16 protein-coding genes are annotated in these 17,214 nt (G+C 34.6%); 11 read left to right on the plus strand and 5 right to left on the minus strand.

All coding sequences use genetic code 11. The annotated features are described in order from the left end of the window. Window positions 1-42: 42 nt before the first annotated feature. Window positions 43-948, minus strand: a complete 906-nt coding sequence (locus tag MZO21_RS05920) for a LysR family transcriptional regulator (RefSeq protein ID WP_154773501.1) — start codon at window positions 946-948, stop codon at window positions 43-45. A gap of 111 nt (window positions 949-1,059) precedes the next feature. Here MZO21_RS05920 and aceI point away from each other — a divergent pair, with 111 nt between their 5' ends. After that, window positions 1,060-1,485 (plus strand): chlorhexidine efflux PACE transporter AceI, encoded by a 426-nt coding sequence (gene aceI, locus MZO21_RS05925; RefSeq protein WP_154773500.1) that lies wholly within the window; start codon window positions 1,060-1,062, stop codon window positions 1,483-1,485. 711 nt (window positions 1,486-2,196) lie between these two features. On the opposite strand, the gene MZO21_RS05930 is transcribed toward aceI, so the two are convergent. Continuing rightward, window positions 2,197-3,726, minus strand: coding sequence for an acetyl-CoA C-acetyltransferase (locus MZO21_RS05930; protein ID WP_154773736.1), 1,530 nt, complete (start codon window positions 3,724-3,726; stop codon window positions 2,197-2,199). A gap of 241 nt (window positions 3,727-3,967) precedes the next feature. Here MZO21_RS05930 and MZO21_RS05935 point away from each other — a divergent pair, with 241 nt between their 5' ends. From MZO21_RS05935 to dnaX, 6 genes are all read left to right on the plus strand, one after another. Then, entirely contained in the window at window positions 3,968-5,359 is a 1,392-nt protein-coding gene (locus MZO21_RS05935) for a 3-oxoacyl-ACP reductase (RefSeq protein WP_154773735.1), read from the plus strand. A 142-nt stretch (window positions 5,360-5,501) separates the two neighbouring features. Beyond that, window positions 5,502-6,356 (plus strand): MaoC family dehydratase, encoded by an 855-nt coding sequence (locus MZO21_RS05940; protein WP_154773734.1) that lies wholly within the window; start codon window positions 5,502-5,504, stop codon window positions 6,354-6,356. A 70-nt stretch (window positions 6,357-6,426) separates the two neighbouring features. After that, the gene (locus MZO21_RS05945) at window positions 6,427-7,683 is read left to right on the plus strand and encodes a serine hydrolase domain-containing protein (protein ID WP_154773733.1); all 1,257 of its coding nucleotides are present in this window, start codon (window positions 6,427-6,429) and stop codon (window positions 7,681-7,683) included. An 86-nt stretch (window positions 7,684-7,769) separates the two neighbouring features. Beyond that, window positions 7,770-8,225, plus strand: coding sequence for a copper resistance protein NlpE N-terminal domain-containing protein (locus tag MZO21_RS05950; protein ID WP_154773732.1), 456 nt, complete (start codon window positions 7,770-7,772; stop codon window positions 8,223-8,225). A gap of 33 nt (window positions 8,226-8,258) precedes the next feature. Then, the gene (locus tag MZO21_RS05955; RefSeq protein WP_154773731.1) at window positions 8,259-8,999 is read left to right on the plus strand and encodes a hypothetical protein; all 741 of its coding nucleotides are present in this window, start codon (window positions 8,259-8,261) and stop codon (window positions 8,997-8,999) included. A gap of 58 nt (window positions 9,000-9,057) precedes the next feature. Then, window positions 9,058-11,082, plus strand: a complete 2,025-nt coding sequence (dnaX, locus tag MZO21_RS05960; RefSeq protein WP_154773730.1) for a DNA polymerase III subunit gamma/tau — start codon at window positions 9,058-9,060, stop codon at window positions 11,080-11,082. A gap of 68 nt (window positions 11,083-11,150) precedes the next feature. Here the strand turns inward: dnaX and MZO21_RS05965 are convergent, their stop codons facing one another. The 3 genes from MZO21_RS05965 to MZO21_RS05975 all read right to left on the minus strand — a co-directional run bounded on the left by MZO21_RS05965 (window position 11,151) and on the right by MZO21_RS05975 (window position 12,885). Then, the gene (locus tag MZO21_RS05965) at window positions 11,151-11,720 is read right to left on the minus strand and encodes an OmpW/AlkL family protein (RefSeq protein ID WP_248103361.1); all 570 of its coding nucleotides are present in this window, start codon (window positions 11,718-11,720) and stop codon (window positions 11,151-11,153) included. After that, complete coding sequence (locus MZO21_RS05970) at window positions 11,721-12,584, minus strand: IS982 family transposase (protein ID WP_004679438.1); 864 nt, start codon at window positions 12,582-12,584, stop codon at window positions 11,721-11,723. A gap of 88 nt (window positions 12,585-12,672) precedes the next feature. Then, window positions 12,673-12,885, minus strand: coding sequence for a hypothetical protein (locus MZO21_RS05975; RefSeq protein ID WP_228273455.1), 213 nt, complete (start codon window positions 12,883-12,885; stop codon window positions 12,673-12,675). A gap of 574 nt (window positions 12,886-13,459) precedes the next feature. On the opposite strand from MZO21_RS05975, the gene MZO21_RS05980 reads away from it, so the two are divergent. Genes MZO21_RS05980 through MZO21_RS05995 form a run of 4 tightly spaced genes read left to right on the plus strand, consistent with a single transcriptional unit; the run spans window position 13,460 to window position 17,194 of the window. Continuing rightward, the gene (locus MZO21_RS05980; RefSeq protein WP_154773083.1) at window positions 13,460-13,969 is read left to right on the plus strand and encodes a low molecular weight protein-tyrosine-phosphatase; all 510 of its coding nucleotides are present in this window, start codon (window positions 13,460-13,462) and stop codon (window positions 13,967-13,969) included. A gap of 10 nt (window positions 13,970-13,979) precedes the next feature. Then, window positions 13,980-15,023, plus strand: coding sequence for a UDP-N-acetylmuramate dehydrogenase (gene murB / locus MZO21_RS05985; protein ID WP_154773082.1), 1,044 nt, complete (start codon window positions 13,980-13,982; stop codon window positions 15,021-15,023). Between the two features lie 3 nt (window positions 15,024-15,026). Then, the gene (locus MZO21_RS05990) at window positions 15,027-16,151 is read left to right on the plus strand and encodes a YdcF family protein (protein ID WP_154773081.1); all 1,125 of its coding nucleotides are present in this window, start codon (window positions 15,027-15,029) and stop codon (window positions 16,149-16,151) included. Further along, window positions 16,151-17,194 (plus strand): alpha/beta hydrolase, encoded by a 1,044-nt coding sequence (locus MZO21_RS05995; protein WP_248103685.1) that lies wholly within the window; start codon window positions 16,151-16,153, stop codon window positions 17,192-17,194. The genes MZO21_RS05990 and MZO21_RS05995 overlap by 1 nt, the downstream gene beginning before the upstream one ends. The last annotated feature ends 20 nt before the right edge of the window (window positions 17,195-17,214 follow it).

Here is a 17,214-nt window from a genome sequence, read left to right on the forward strand (position 1 = left end):
ATTTATTTATAGCACAAACTTTTGATTGGCAAAGTATCTTCCTTAATTTTGTTCAGTTAAATTCGGTTTTTTTCGTTCATTTCTTATGTGATTAATCAAAAAACGAGCAGCTGCACCCAATTGGCTTTCACGACTCCAGACTAAATCTACAAAATATTCAAACTTTGGCGTGAAATCTGAAAAGTTTAAAATCTTTAATTGATGCTTCAGTTCTGGATTTTCATTAAACATTTCAAGAGGTAAAACACCCCAAGCTAAGTTTTGTAAAATAATAGAACATGCAGAGTGATGATTATCTGTACGCCAATAAGATTTTGAATAGAGCAGTTCAGGTTTAATCGATTTATCTCGGCTTGCAACAACAATTTGACGGCTTTGTAAAATTTGCTCAAAACTTACATGATCAAATTTAGCCAACTCAAAATTTTTAGATGATACAGGCACCAATACTTCACGTTTTAATTCTACAAACTGTTCATTGCCTTCCAAATGTTCACGTTCAAACATTAAGGCAAGTTGCGCCGTGCCATTCAGTAGCATTTTTTGAGCATCTTCTTGCGGGGCACTGAAGATATTGATTTGTAATTGTGGGAATTTTGTTTCAATAATTGAAATATAGTCTGTCCAGTTAGTGTGTAAAAGTTCCGAAACCACCACAATATTCAGTGAAGATTCTAAACCTGTGCTAAGTGCAAAGGCGTGTTGTTTCCATTGTTTCATTTCAACAAGAAGCTGATCTGTTTTTTCAAAGAGCACCATTGCTTCTTCAGTTGGAATTGGTTCACGCCCAACTCGTTGAAATAGTTGTAAGTTTAAATCTATTTCTAAGTTAGCAATAGACATGCTTACTGCAGATGGAACTTTTCCAAGTTTTCTTGCAGCAGCAGAAAATGAACCCGTTTCAATGACGGTTTTAAAAATGAGCAGTTGATCTTGATTGATATTCATAATTATAAATTTCTTATCTTTCAAAATAATTGATAGATTCTAACTTAATCATTCAAATAAGTGGAAATATAATTCACTCATCTTAAACAAAGAACTTTAGAGAGAATTAAAATGTTGATTTCCAAAAGAAGGATTATTCATGCTTTGAGCTATGAAATTATCCTATTGGTAATCATTGCTGTAGCTTTGAGTTTCATTTTTCATATGCCATTAGAAGTTACAGGCTCATTGGGTATTGCCATGGCGGTTACTTCAGTAATTTGGAATATGATTTTTAACCATTTTTTTGAAAAGTTTGAGGCAAAACGTAAGCTAAAAAGAACTATAAGAGTTCGTATTTTGCATGCAATTGGATTTGAAGGTGGCTTAATGCTAGCAACAATTCCTATGGTGGCTTATGCAATGGATATGACAATTTGGCAAGCAATTGTGCTCGATTTTAGTTTAACAATGTGTATTTTGGTTTATACATTTATCTTCCAATGGTTTTATGACCATATTGAAGCGCGTTTAGGTTATGGCGTAGTTCATTCTTAAATGTAAAAATAAAAGGGAGCTATTGAGCTCCCTTTTTTATATTAACGATATTTACGCATATTGAGTGCATATACAAAATAAAGTGTGAAAAATACAATAAGTAAATATTGAAGACTTACTGCAAAAACACTGATATATGGATGTGCAAAATTAGTTATATAACTGAAAAAGTATCCTTTAGAATTTTTACTAGGTAATGTATCTGAAATAAACAACCAGCTTATACAAAAGAAAAATAGAATAAATATTAAAAAAGCTAAACCAAGAAAACCAAATAATGATTGCTGTTGTGTGGTTAATTTACGATAGTTTAATCTAAGTTGATTTTTGTGTGCGCGATCTAAATTGAGCCTAAAATAGTTGAAGAAAATTAAAATCATGACTGAATAAGAACAAATAGCAAAAAAATCGTTAATAAATTTATGCTTGCTAGAAAGTGTTGAATTGATTGTTTCTGTAAAAATTCCATGAAATTGAAAATCGAAACTTACAACAATAAGGCATAAAATAACTGGAATAAGATAGCAATAATAATAGGGAATTAGTGAGTTTATATAGAAGAAAAATGGCTGAGGACTCTTCATGATTATTTTTTCTTATTCGTGTGCCAAGGAATATATCTTATTTTTATCAAAAAGTTAACTGATCGATTTACTTGATTTTTAAATTAAAAAAGCACCTCAAGAGAGGTGCTTTTTATAAGGTACTTTATTATTTTTCAATAATAGCAGTAACGCCTTGACCACCCGCTGCACAAATCGAAACCAATACACGACCTGAACCTTTTTGGTTAATCAGTTTTGCAGCAGTTGCAATAATACGACCACCTGTTGCAGCAAATGGATGACCTGCTGCAAGTGAAGAACCTTTTACATTTAGTTTGCTACGGTCAATTGAACCTAAAGGCGCTTCTAAGCCTAAACGATCTTTACAAAATTTAGGATCTTCCCAAGCTTTTAATGTTGAAAGTACTTGAGATGCAAATGCTTCGTGAATTTCGTAATAATCAAAATCTTGAAGTTTAAGACCAGCACGTTCAAGCATACGAGGCACCGCATAAGCAGGCGCCATCAATAAGCCTTCTTTCTTGTTTACAAAATCTACAGCAGCAGTTTCAGTAAATGTTAGATAAGCAAGAACTTCATGACCATTTGCTTTTGCCCATTCTTCAGATGCTAAAAGCACACATGATGCACCATCTGTAAGTGGTGTAGAGTTACCCGCAGTCATAGTACGTGCATCGCCTTTACCAAAAGCAGGGCGTAATTTTGCAAGTTTTTCTACGGTTGAATCTGCACGTAAGTTGTTGTCACGTTCTAAACCTAAAAATGGCGTAATTAAGTCATCGAAGAAACCTTCTTCATAAGCTGCTGCCATTTTTTGATGTGAAGATGCAGCAAGTTCATCTTGCGCTTCACGAGAAATACCCCATTCAAGCGTAGTCAATGCTTGATGATCACCCATAGAAAGCCCTGTACGAGGCTCACCATTTTTAGGAGCATCCATTAAGTCTTTAATATTAATTTTTGCTAACGCTTTAAAACGATCTTTTGCAGTTTTTGCAATATTTAGTTCAAGTAGGGCTTTACGTAATCCATCACCAAAAGCAATTGGTGCATCCGATGTCGTATCTACACCACCTGCAACACCCACTTCAATTTGACCAAGGGCAATTTTATTCGCCACTAAAAATGCAGCTTGTAAACCAGTACCACATGCTTGTTGTAAGTCAAAAGCAGGTGTTTCTGGTGCAAGGGCTGTATTTAAAACACATTCACGAGTCATGTTGAAGTCACGGCTATGTTTAAGAACTGCTCCAGCAACAACTTCACCAAGTCTTTGACCTTGAAGGTTAAAGCGTTCTACTAAACCATTTAATGCAGCTGTAAACATGTCAGAGTTTGAAGCTGAAAAATATGCACCGTTAGAACGAGCGAAAGGAATACGATTGCCGCCAATAATAGCTACGCGACGAACTGTGTTTTGACTCATGGATTGACCTTGTTGAATTTTAGGTTGGGTTTTTGGTTTAACTGTTTTTGTAGCTGCAGTTTTTGTAGATGTAGCAGTGCTAGCTCTACGTGTTGAAGGAGTTCGAGTCGTTGTTGTTTTAGTCGTTGTGTTTGTAGCTTTAGCAGCTGTGCCAGTACTTTTAGCGCGAGTTGTACTTTTTGATGTATTTGACACAGGCTTTACTACAGAATTATCGACTGCTGGATTTTCTTGAGTTATCTTGCTCATAAGGCTTTTCCAAGCATGTTAATCATCAATATATAGCGTACATTATCATACTAGAGAAAAAGCTCAATTGACTAAAATGACGCTGTGGTATGCATTCAGGTCAAGACATATAGACTTTAACTCAAGTATTATTCAAGAGAAACTGACGGATCTGTTGAAATATAAGTATTTGGCATCACATTGAAGTTAAAAGATGACATCCAGATTCATCAAAAATTAATTTGCATGAGAGATAATAAACATGAGTGACCAATATCAAGCATTCGCAAAATCTACCATTGGTAAACTTGTCATTAAAAACTTAGGTTTGCCATCACCAACTTCTTTAGATCGTTTTGTATCAGCAACGCCTGTGGTTCAAGGTGCAGTTTTATTTGGTGCGTCATCTTCAAGTAGTTTGTCAGGTTCGATTGCTCAAGTATTGGCAAATGTTCATGCAAATGCTTATGCAGGAAATAATGTAGAATTACAACAAGCTGCGGCAAAAGTAGGCTTAAACCTAAGTGCGTTTAATGAAGGTGATAAAGAGTCTAAATTTAAAGTTGTGATTTTTGATGCTTCAGGTATTGAAAATTCAGAACAGCTTCACGAGTTGTATGCATTTTTCAATCCAATTGCACGCCAAGTTCAAGCTTCTGGTCGTGTGATTGTTGTGGGTATTAACCCTGAATCTGCAAAAACAGTGAAACAAGCAATTGCACAACGTGCGCTTGAAGGTTTTGTGAAATCTGTTGCTAAAGAATTTAAGAAAGGTATTGCTGCCAACTTAGTTTATGTAGATCTAACTGCTAAAGACAATTTAGAGTCTGCATTACGTTTTACGATTTCGCCACGCTCTGCTTATGTTTCAGGTCAAGTGATTCGTGTTTCTAAAGCAAAAACTGTCGATATTGATTGGACAAAACCACTTGCAGGTAAAACAGCAGTGGTAACAGGTGCAAGCCGTGGTATTGGTGAAGCAATTGCACATGTACTTTCACGTGATGGTGCACATGTTATTTGTTTAGATGTACCGCAACAACAAGCAGATTTAGATCGTGTTGCTGCTGAAATTGGTGGTTCTACATTAGCCATTGATATTACTGCTGCGGATGCAGGTGAAAAAATTAAAATCGCTGCTGCTGAACATGGTGGTTTAGATATCATTGTTCATAATGCGGGTATTACACGTGACAAAACCTTGGCAAATATGAAGCCAGAGCTTTGGGATTTAGTAATTAACATTAACCTTTCAGCAATTGAACGTGTAAATGATTATCTAATTTCTAACGATGGTATTAATGAAAATGGTCGTATTATTTGCGTATCTTCAATTTCAGGTATTGCAGGTAATTTAGGTCAAACCAACTATGCAGTTTCTAAAGCGGGTGTAATTGGTGTGGTGAAATTTACTGCGCCGTTATTGAAAAATGGTGTAACCATTAACGCAGTAGCGCCAGGTTTCATTGAAACGCAAATGACGGCAGCTATTCCATTTGCTATTCGTGAAGCAGGTCGCCGTATGAACTCTATGAGCCAAGGTGGTTTGCCTGTAGACGTTGCAGAAACAATTGCGATGTTTGCATCAACAGCATCTTCAGGTTTAAACGGAAACGTTGTTCGTGTTTGTGGCCAAAGCTTGTTAGGGGCTTGATAGAATCATGTGAAAGTTCCCTCTCTTTTAAGGAGAGGACTAGGGAGAGGTAACTGATTTATGATGACCCTCATCCCAGCCTTCTCCCAGAGGGAGAAGGGGCTTTTTATAATATGTAATAATAGAATTCCAAAGGCTCATTATGAATACTCGCCATTTTAATCAACTTCCAAAGCCTTATTTAGCTTATCCAAAAGTTATTCAAGGTTTGATTTTTAAAAAGCCAAAAGGTGAAAAAGTCCTGCCGCAAGTTGAATATGTGGTGGACTCATTTAAAGTCGATGCAAAACATTTAAAAGCCTACAACGAAGTGACGGGCTTTAAAAATAATGGTTATATTCCTGCAATTTATTTGGCTGTTTTATCACAAAGTTTACAAATGCATATGATGACGCAAGAGGCGTTTCCATTTGCAATTTTAGGTTTAGTGCATATTCGAAACCAAGTGAAGCAATTACGTAAAATTGGTGTGAATGAACAACTTTTATTGTCATGTAAATTTGGTGATTTAAAACCACATGATAAAGGTGTTCAATTTGATTTTATTACCACTGTTAAAGTGGGCAATGATGTTGTGGTTGAATCTTTAACAACATATTTAGCACGTCAAAAAACAGGCAATAAGGTATCTGCTAAAGAAACTAAAGCGAAGAAGCCAGAGTATCAAATTACGAGTGAATGGAATGTATCTGAAAATACGGGTCGTCGTTATGCTTTAACTTCAGGCGATTTTAATTTAATTCATATTCATGCAATTACTGCAAAAGCTTTTGGTTTTAAGCAAGCCATTGCACACGGAATGTGGAGTAAAGCAAAGGCATTATCTCATTTAAGTTTGCCAGATGCTTATGAAGCAGATGTGTCTTTTAAATTGCCAATGTATTTGCCATCTAAAGTTGAGTTTTTAACTACCCAAGATGCAAATGAGACAAACTTCTTAATTCAAAATGCCAAGAATAAGAAGCCACATGTAGCAGGAAGTGTAAAAGCACTTTAATCTAAGAAGCCTAAATCAAGTGATTTAGGTTTTTTTATATAAAATAAAATTTATGCAAAGGATTGTATAGATGAACCGAATTCCGCAGTATTTATTTGCTAATCAAAAAAACTATAAGGGATATGTTGACCCACGTTTTAAAGATTTAGCAAAGCAATTTAGCCAAATGCAAGATGCGCGTACAGGATATGGTGGCGCTGCATTGGTCGTATTTTTCCAAGGTGAAAAAGTTATTGATATTTTTACTGGGAAAAAATCAATTAGTGAAAACTGGCAGTCAGACACGCTGTCTGTATGCTATTCGACAGGTAAGGGCGTATTAGCAACATTAGCACATATTTTGGTGAGCGAAGGCTTCTTAAATTACGATACGCCAGTTGCACAATATTGGCCTGAGTTCGCTCAAAATGGTAAAGAGAAAATTACTTTGAGGCATATGCTGTGTCATCAAAGTGGTTTGTTTGATATTCGTTCAAATATTCAAGATGCTGTAGAGATGACCGATTGGTCGTACATGTTGCAAGTTATAGAGCAAGCAACACCTAGATTTAGCGTGGGTGCAGACGCTGCCTATCAACCATTTACATTTGGTTGGCAAGTGGGTGGGTTACTTGAAAAAGCTACAAATAAATCACTTAAAGAATTAATGGAGCAATATTTAATAAAACCGCTGAATTTAGATGGTGCATTTTATGGCGTGCCAGAATATGAAATGAACAGAGTTGCTAGACCATTACCCACAAATAAAAAAGAACTAAAACCATTTAATCCAAATGCTAAAAAAGTAAAACGAAAAAAAACGCATATGGATCGCTTAATGGAATTTAGTGGACATAATCCTTTAGATTTTCAAGATGCAATGATTCCTAAGGGTATGAGTAAATTAAGCATGTTTAATGAGAGTGCGCTAAAAGCGATTATTCCTGCTGCAAACGGTGTATTTACGGCACAAAGTTTAGCGAAAATTTATGCAATGCTTGCAAATAAAGGAACATGGAATAATCAACAATTTATTAAGCCTGAAATATTCCAACAATTATCGACTATTCAATATATAAAACGAGATCGAGTTATGCCTATTGCTATGCATTGGCGTTTGGGATTTCACCGTTTGCTAACTTTAGGTAAAAAAGCGCCACATGGTTTTGGGCATATTGGCTTTAATGGTTCAGGTGCTTGGTGTGATCCTCAAAGACAATTAAGTTTTGCATATACTCATAATTTTCAAACAGGTTCTATTACAGGTGATTACCGTTTGTGGGGACTCACTCAAGAAACCTTGCGCTGTGCAGATGCTGACTTGTATGGTTATAAGGGATGGTTTTAGTTTTATTAGATAAAAGTAGGTGGTTTTATTCTGAGCTTTTATTTAGCTATGTTATATTGTATCAAATATTTTAATTATTTTGTTTTATGAAAAATCGCATACTTATTCCATTATTTGCATCTTCTGTATTGTTGGGTTGTCAGGAGTCAAATCAGCCTAATACTCAAGTAAGTGAAGTGAATGATAAATTGGTGGAAAAGAAAATTATTCCTCAATGGGTAGGGTATTATCAGGGAACTACGCCGTGCATGGGCTGTTTTTCTAGATGTGAAGATTGTCCAGGAATGGCGGTAGATGTAGAGCTGAAAGATGATATGACCTATGTGCTTAAGCGTGAAAGTCTAAGTGGGCACAATGAAATTGAAACGCTTCAAGGTAAAATTGTATTTAAAGATTCAGCACAAACAAAATTAGAGTTGTTGAATGTTCAAACAAGAAATCAGTTGTTTGTAGATTTAGAAAATAAAATGTTAGAAATTCGTGTTGATAAAACAGCCGAGCCTTACCAAGCACAAAACGATTTTTTATTGGAGCAAATTTAAATATACTAATATTTTAATTTTTAATAATTGATCATGAGTAATAAGAAGCTTTCAGTTGCCGACTTTATTACGATAGTTACAGCTATTTCAGTTGCTATAACTGCTGTCACACAAGCTTATTTTTATTTTAGATTAGATGCATTATGGTTAATGCCATTAATTAATCCAAGTATTTATTTTCTTGAGGTGGTAAAAGTTTTTTTATTTTTACTAATTATTATTTTAGCAACCTTTGCTTTGGAGGAGTTGTACGCTTATATAATAAGAAAAACTAGAGTTAAGCATAAGCTAAGGTTATCTGAAATATCTACTCAAGAATTGAGTAAAGCATTAATAAATAATAGAAAACTTTATGAGCGTAATTTTCTGTGGTTTTATCTCGTTGTTATAGTAATTTTATCTTTTGTATTTATTGTACTAAATCCTATAATTTTTATTACTAATCCATTTGTATTTGGAATGATTATTGGTGGAGTGTTAGGGTGTATTTTAATTATTTTTTTAGAAAAGAGTTTAGCTAAAGTTTTAAGGTTTGGTATTTTGGGAATAGCGATAATTCTAATCTCGATTTTTAATGCTGAAATGAAGTTTGGTCAATTAAGGGATGCACCTTACGTGTATGTAAAAGGTGAATTGAATGAAAAATATAGGGTTGTAGAAATCACGCAAGATCAAGTTATTGCATTAAATGATAAAAGTAAAAATTTAGAGATTAGACTGATTAAAGCAGATCAGATTAAAAAGATTGTTGCAGAAGTAAGCCCAAATCAATAGTTTTCATTCACTCTTTATCAAAAAAACAGTATCCTTATACCTATAAAAAGGAGCATACATGTATCAAGTACTCGCACGAAAATACCGTCCTCGTAATTTTAATGAGTTAGTCGGGCAAAACCATGTGTCACGTGCATTAACAAGCGCATTGGAACGTGGTCGTTTGCATCATGCTTATTTATTTACGGGAACGCGCGGTGTTGGTAAAACAACAATCGCTCGTATTTTGGCAAAGTGCTTGAACTGTGAAACTGGCGTTACATCTACGCCGTGTGAAGTATGTCCAACATGTAATGCGGTAAATGAAGGTCGTTTTATCGATTTAATTGAAATTGATGCAGCATCACGTACAAAAGTTGAAGATACACGTGAATTATTAGATAACGTTCCTTATGCACCTACGCAAGGTCGTTTTAAAGTTTACTTGATTGATGAAGTACATATGCTTTCAACGCATTCATTTAATGCGTTACTTAAAACATTAGAAGAACCACCAGAGCATGTGAAATTTCTTTTTGCAACGACAGATCCACAAAAGTTACCAATTACTGTAATTTCACGTTGTTTGCAATTTACATTACGTCCATTAGCTGTAGATGAAATTACAACACATTTAACAGATATTTTGGCTAAAGAAAGTATTCAGTCTGAACAAGACGCACTTTGGCAAATTGCCGAATCTGCGCAAGGTTCATTGCGTGATGCATTATCTTTAACAGACCAAGCGATTGCTTATGGTCAAGGTGCAATTCATCACCAAGATGTTAAAGAAATGTTGGGATTAATTGATCGCACAATTATTTATGATCTTATTCTTGCAATACATCAAAATCAAAAGCAACGAGTGAGCGATTTGCTTATTCAATTTAGACAACAAGCTTTAGATGTATCATTGGTTTTAGATCAGTTTATTTCGACATTACATGAACTTGCATTATTACAGTATTTACCAGATTTAAGCCTTAAATATAGTGCTGAAATTAATCAAAAAATCATGCAATTATCGCAGTTGGTTTCTGCACAAGACTTACAACTGTATTACCAAATTACGTGTAAAGGTCGTGCAGATTTACAATTATCTGTAACGCAAGAACAAGGCTTTGAAATGTGTATATTGCGTTTACTCGCATTTAGACCATTACAGCCAAATGAAGTTATTGTGAGTCAACATCAAGCTATTCAACAAACGCAACAAGTTGAAACAGTAACTTTAACTGCTCCAGTAGTGCAAGCTCCAACTTTGGCAGTTGAGCAAACTACGGCAGAATATGTGGCTGAAGCTCCTGTAGAAGAAAAACCACAAGCTGAACCAACTCCAACTGTTGATATTCAAATTACTCATCAAGCAGAAACAGATCAAATTGTATTTGATCCATCTACAGGTGATGAGTTATTTGGTTTAGATGAATCTGAAGTTGAAGAAACTGTTCATCAAGCAGATGAACCATCGAGTGATGATTTTTTAGAAGAAGATTTTAGCCTAAGTAGCTTTGATGAACAGCCAGTGAATCAAGCTGTTAGTACGATTATTGAAACTAAAGAACAGCCTCAAATTTCTGTAGAGCCTGAAACTGAGCAACTTGTAGAACTACCTAGTTCATCTGAAGTGAATGTTCAAATTGAACAGCCTGCGAAAGTTGTAGCTGTACAAAAAACCTCTTTAATGCCACAAGATATTTTGCGCTTAGAAGATCAGGTTTTAGAAGGTGAATGGAACGTTGATAAGTGGGAGTATTGGTTCAGAAATAGTGGACTTTCACCCGCAGTTCAAGAAATTGCGCAATATGGTGTAATCCAAGGTCAAATTAATGGCGAGTCTGTGTTTCATGTGCCTGAAAAATACCAACATTTAGTCACTCAAATGCAAGCTAATTTGGAAGATGCATTAAAGGCAAAATGGTGTAATACCTTATTCAAAATTCAATTTGGCGCTGTAGAGGGCTCAACGCCATTCGCTATGCAAAATAAGCGTAAAGAACGAGCTTATCAACGTACAGTTGAGTTATTAAATGAAGAGCCAATTGTTCAAGATTTGATGAAAACTTTTGATGGTGAGTTACAAAATATTCAGATTAAAGCTTAATATTTCTCATTATTGAGCATAAAAAAACAGGCTAAATAGCCTGTTTTTTTATTTAATCTAATAAAAGATTAGAAGCGGTAACCAAGACCAACGTAAGTTATGATTGGATTGATTTCTATTTCACTTTTACCTGTAACGAGTTTGCTGCCAGTAGAAGAATTAATTGTTAATGTTGCATCAGTAGAAAGATGGGCATATGAAACAGATGCTGTAGCAAACCATTCTTTGTTGATATTGTAATCAATACCAGCAACTACTACAGGCGCAATAGCATCATCTACAGAGACATTGCCAATTTTTGCACCCAGTGGTAGAGCAATGTTTGGATCGGTTTTAATGTCGCTGAAGTGTGCATACATCAAACCACCACCAAGGTAAGGACGGATCTTGCTGTTAATCGTGCCAAATTGGTATTTTGCTAAGACAGTAGGTGTGTATGCACGAGTAGTAGCAATGTTGTCATAGTCACCTAATTCAACGCCAAGATTACCGATTAGGTTTACTCGTCCAACACCAGATAATTTCATTTTAGGTGGTGCACCTAAAACCATTTCTAATGAAACATTGTCATTTACAAAGTAATCAAAAGCTAAACCAGCAGTATCTGCGTCTTTTAACCTGAGTTCGATGAAATCCACTTAACCTTTTAGCATATTTTGGAAAGTTGGCTTATTGGGGTTCAAACAATAAGCCACTACAGCAGCCATGATATTCACCATGAAGTTATTTACCGAACGATGACGTGAATGTTCAAGTTGATGTAAATTTTTTAATTGATCATTCACTGTTTCGATCAATCCTCTTCTGCAAAGTAATTGTTTTTCTTCTTCAGTTTGGATGGGTTTATTTTTCATATTCCGACGTGATGGGGTCAATATTTTCAGTCCTCTTGCTGCTAAAGCTTCGGCTTTTGCTTTGCTCAAATAGCCTTTGTCTCCGAGTAGGATCCCTTTTAATTCTTGAGTTAAAGATTCTAATATAGCAACATCATGAACATTTCCCGATGTCAGCTTGAGATTAATAATTTCACCTAAATTATTGATAACGAGATGTAATTTAAAACCATAAAACCAACCCGTGCTACTTTTTCCACGACCGGCCAAGCCTTTAAATACACGATGCCTTTTAATCCGAAGATTATGGCAAACTACCAATTTAGTGGAGTCAATGATACTGATTCCCGTATCTTTTCCTTTCACCTGATGGAAGAAACTACTCAGAGCTTGCAAACAACGGGGCATGATTTCAATAAATCGGTTGTAGCTAAGCAGTTTAGGAAAAGCAGATTTCCAGAATGGAACGATCATTTGGCAATAAAAATATTTGAAGAATCTAAAACCGGATTGATGAAATAAAATGACAATGGTCATTGCTTCAGACAAGCTTAAAGCTGACTTTTTCAACCTGGTTTTTTGATTAGAAATTAAAGCTTTCTCTAAAGATTCATTAAATTTTTTGCAGAAATCATCCAAAATACAAAATAATTCGGTAATATGATCCATTGAGAAGCCTTGTTTTATAACATTTTGTCTTGAGAACCAATATGTTACAAAAACAGGGCTTTTTTTCTACTCTTTTTTTATATCGAACTCAGGTTTTTACTTTAAAGCCTGCATTATCTGTCATATTCCAATTGTTACCAAGCTGATTGTTAACACCTTGTTCCGAGCTTTGTGGCATTACGTGTAACCAACCAGCAGATACACCAAATGTTTTACCATCTGAAGTTTCAGCATGCGTTGCTGTAACAGCAGTTAAACCTAAAAGTGCAATTGGGAGAATCGTTTTAAAAGATGGCTTCATATATATTCCCTTAATAGAAGTAGTAAAGTAGTTTTGAAAGTACTGTGAAGTGTATGGATTTAATTTATAAATGGAACGATTGGTTAATAAAAATTACATAGTTATGAGTGTTTCACTAAAAATATTAAAAATAAAAAAATTTATAAAACAATTATATATAATTAGATGATGGTGTGTATTCAATCAATATATTGAATTTTAACATTATTATTTTAGAGTAATTATTCGGTTATTGTTTAATCAGTTATTTTGTACTTTTGTAAACTATAAATAAGAATAAGAATCTATTAAGTATTTCTAATATATTTATTGTGATAAAAATCATTTAAAAAAGATAATCAATAATGCGATTTTGAACCAAATATTCGCTTTTTTACTGCGATCAATTAGTAAGATATTAAAGGGGTAATCGGTTCGGCTTAATCACTAATCAAAATTTCAATTTAGGAAAATACAATGGATTCAACATTGAAATTAATACTAAATTCAACATTATTATAGAAATTCTATATAGGATTAAAGCTTTAAATCACTTAACATAAGGCAGTTAAAAATAAATATTGATGAGGTTGTTATGTCGTCCAAAACGCCATACAAGGTGTTATGTGTTTGTTTGGGAAATATCTGTCGATCTCCTACGGCGGAAGTTGTTCTTAGACAATTTTGCGATCAACAACAGCTTAATATCGTGATCGATTCTGCGGGGACAAGCAATTATCATCCAAATAAATCGCCTGATGAACGTAGCCAAAAGCATGCGTTAAAACGTGGTTATGATTTATCATCCTTAAGAGCAAGACAACTGAACATACAAGATTTTATCGATTTTGATTTAATTTTAGCTATGGATCATGAAAATTTAGATAATATTCAAACTCTTCAACAGAAAGCTTTTAGTGTGTTTGGAAAAACTAAACTTCGTGCACAGCTTGCTTTAATGAGTGAGCATGATGAAGTATATAAACAACAAGCATTACCAGATCCATATTATGGTGGTGAAAATGGATTTGAACGTGTGTTAGATCAATGCGAGTCAAGCAGTCGTGCTTGGGTTGAAGTTTTTAAAAATAAATTAGCGGTATAGGTTTCACAATATGAATATTCAAACACAAATTCAACTGAAACCTTTTAATACGTTAAGTTTGGATGTAATTACATCGCACTACATTGAGGTTCAATCACAACAAGAGTTGGTTGATGCATTGGCTTATGCAGAAGAGCAAAAATTGAATGTGATGATTTTATCTGGTGGTAGCAATATGCTTCTGCCTAAAGAAATTCATGCACTTGTTATTCATATGAATATTCAAGGTATAGAAGATATTTCTGAAGATGAAAAATCTAAAACAATTCGTGTTGGTGCAGGACAAGTTTGGCACGATTTTGTGCTATGGACGACATCTCAAAATTTATTTGGCTTGCAAAATTTAGCACTCATTCCTGGTTTAGTAGGTGCATCACCTGTACAAAATATTGGTGCTTATGGCGTGGAAGCTAGTGAATTTATAGATTCTGTGCAAGTTTATGACCGTTATTCAAAAGCGTTTGTTTCAATTCCTGTATCGGATTGCAAATTTTCATATCGTCATAGTATTTTTAAAGATGACCCAAATCGTTATGTGATTATTTCAGTAACTTTTAAACTTTTAAAACACGAAGATTTAAAACTACATTATGGCGATTTAAACACTGCGGTTGGTGAAGATAGAACAGCCTTAAATTTACAAACGCAAGTGATTCAAATTCGCCAAGCAAAATTGCCAGATCCGAAAGAATATCCAAATGTAGGAAGTTTCTTTAAAAATCCTGTTATAGATGAATCTGTTTATTTAAAATTGGCAGAAAACTTTCCAAATATTCCTCATTATCCGCAGCCGAATAATCAAGTGAAAATTGCAGCAGGTTGGTTAATCGATCAAGCAGGATGGAAAGGCAAAAAGCTAGGTACAGTTGGCATGTTCCATAAGCAAGCATTAGTTTTGGTTAATTATGCGGATGCGAATTTAAAAGACGTTCAATCGACTTATAAAGCGGTACAACAAGATGTTTATGCTAAATTTGGTGTATCTTTAGAACCTGAGCCTGTTTTATATAATGAAGAAGGCTTGATTATTAAACACAATGTAATTACAGGATAATAAATGGCTAAAAAGCATTTAATGGTGAAATTAGTACAAATAGCTTCTTTGTTATTTGTACTTTTAGGCTGCCTGATGCTTTTTGTTTATTCTCCATATTATTCAAAATTAGTGGTTAAAGCTTTAAATACTTTTGTACCTGTTGAAGTCAATGAATTGGCTGCCGAAAGTCAAAAAATGGCATCTTTAAGTGAAAATGATACTTTGGAGCCAGGTTCTGAGCTTTGGATTGCGCGACAAGCTTATTTAAAAGTGATGGAAACTGAACTGAAAAAAGGTTCAGAATCTGATTTAAGTACGATTCAAGCTCGGTATAAGATTTTACAAATCTCTATTATTAATGAACAAGAAGAGCAAGAAAAAGATGAACCTGCGAAGTCTTCAATTCCTTTGTTAGATGTAACATCAAGCTCTGAAGCTCAAGCAGAATCAACACAAGCGGTTCGTGAATTACTTGAATTAAATAATTCTGAAAATAAAGCAGCCATGGAAAAATACACAGAATTTTTGCTCAAGCATGAAATTGTCGAGCCTATAAAAGAAGAAATTAACTTACAAACGCTAGAAGATGTTCAACAAATTCAGGATCAAGGCAGTACTCCAAGTAATGTGCAAAAAATGAAACCTTATGCCATCGTTGTTTTAGGTGGTGGTTTGACTTTAGACAAAGATTCGAAGACTATTGTAGTAAATAATTACACCAAATTAAGATTAGAAAAAACTTTAGAAATAGAAAAACAATATCAACTTCCAATTGTTTTAAGCGGTGTAGAAGCACCTTATATGCAAGCATGGCTTAAAGAACGTGGTGTTGATGCAAAATTATTAGAAGATAGAAGTATGAATACTTGTGAAAATACACGGTTTAGCTCTTTGCTATTACAAAAAAAAGGCGGTGCGCCAACAGTGATTTTAGTGACAGATGAATATCACATGCCACGTACACGTCGTTTATTTGCTTTAAATGGAATTGAAACGATTCCAGTAGAAGCTCCAATGCCGACACAACTTACAAACTGGCGTCCTAGTGCTAAAAATTATGATCATAGCCGTAGAGCAAATTATGAAATGCTTGCATCTATTCGAGATGTTTTCTTGGGATCAAGTGATTGTAGAGAGATTCCATAATGCCTGATATTCCATTTTTGAATCCTAACCAATTAAAATTATTAGATTTACCTGTACCAAGTAGAGAAAAAACGCCACTGCAACTTGAAGCTTTAAACTTAAATCGTAAATTTTCGCCAAATTCAGAATTACAAGCATATCGAAAATTATATGGTTTTCATTTATTAGATTGTGAACATTGGCAAGGCTATGTATCTATGCCTTTTTTTAAATTACATGTGCAGGTTTTTCAGCCAAATTTAGACAATTCACAATTTAAAGCTATTCAAGGCACTGTATTTTTACTACATGGCTATTTGGAACATAGCGGAATTTATCAGCCAATTATTAAAGAATTACTTGAACAGGGTTTTAGTGTCATTACATTTGACTTGCCTGGTCATGGTTTGAGTGATGGTTCACCTGCAAATATTAAAGATTTCGACCATTATCAAGACGTTTTGCATGCAGTTTATCAATATGTAAAAACAGCAGATCAATTACCAAAACCGTGGCTAGGCATTGGACAAAGTACAGGTGGTGCAATTTTAATGCATCATTTACTTGAGTTTGCAGAGCGTCGTGTAAATCCTTATGTCGATCGTGTTTTGTTACTTTCACCTTTAGTTCGACCCGCAAAATCTGCTTGGTGGCACAATGCAGTAGGTTTAGGCATTATTCGTCGTATAAAAAAACAAGTGCCACGTCATTTCCGTCGAAATAATCATAATCCTGAGTTTTTAAGATTTATTCGTTTAAAAGATCCACTACAACCTAAAATGATGGGGATGGATTGGATTTTGGCCATGTCAAAATGGATGCATGAAATGGAGCAAAGACCGTCTTGTCGTATTCCTGTTTGGTTGGCGCAAGGTGCTCAAGATCAAACAGTCGATTGGAAATACAATGTTGATTTCATTCGTAAGAAGTTTAGATTACAAACGACGCTGATGCTTGAAGAAGGTTCGCATCAGTTAATTAATGAACGTGCGGATATTCGTGCTGCATTAACAGGCTTAATTCCTGCATTTTTACATGCCCAGCAAAGCAAAGTTTATTATTAAATAAATTCCCTAAAAAAGCT

This window comes from Acinetobacter portensis (assembly GCF_023158935.1).
Lineage (GTDB): Bacteria > Pseudomonadota > Gammaproteobacteria > Pseudomonadales > Moraxellaceae > Acinetobacter > Acinetobacter faecalis.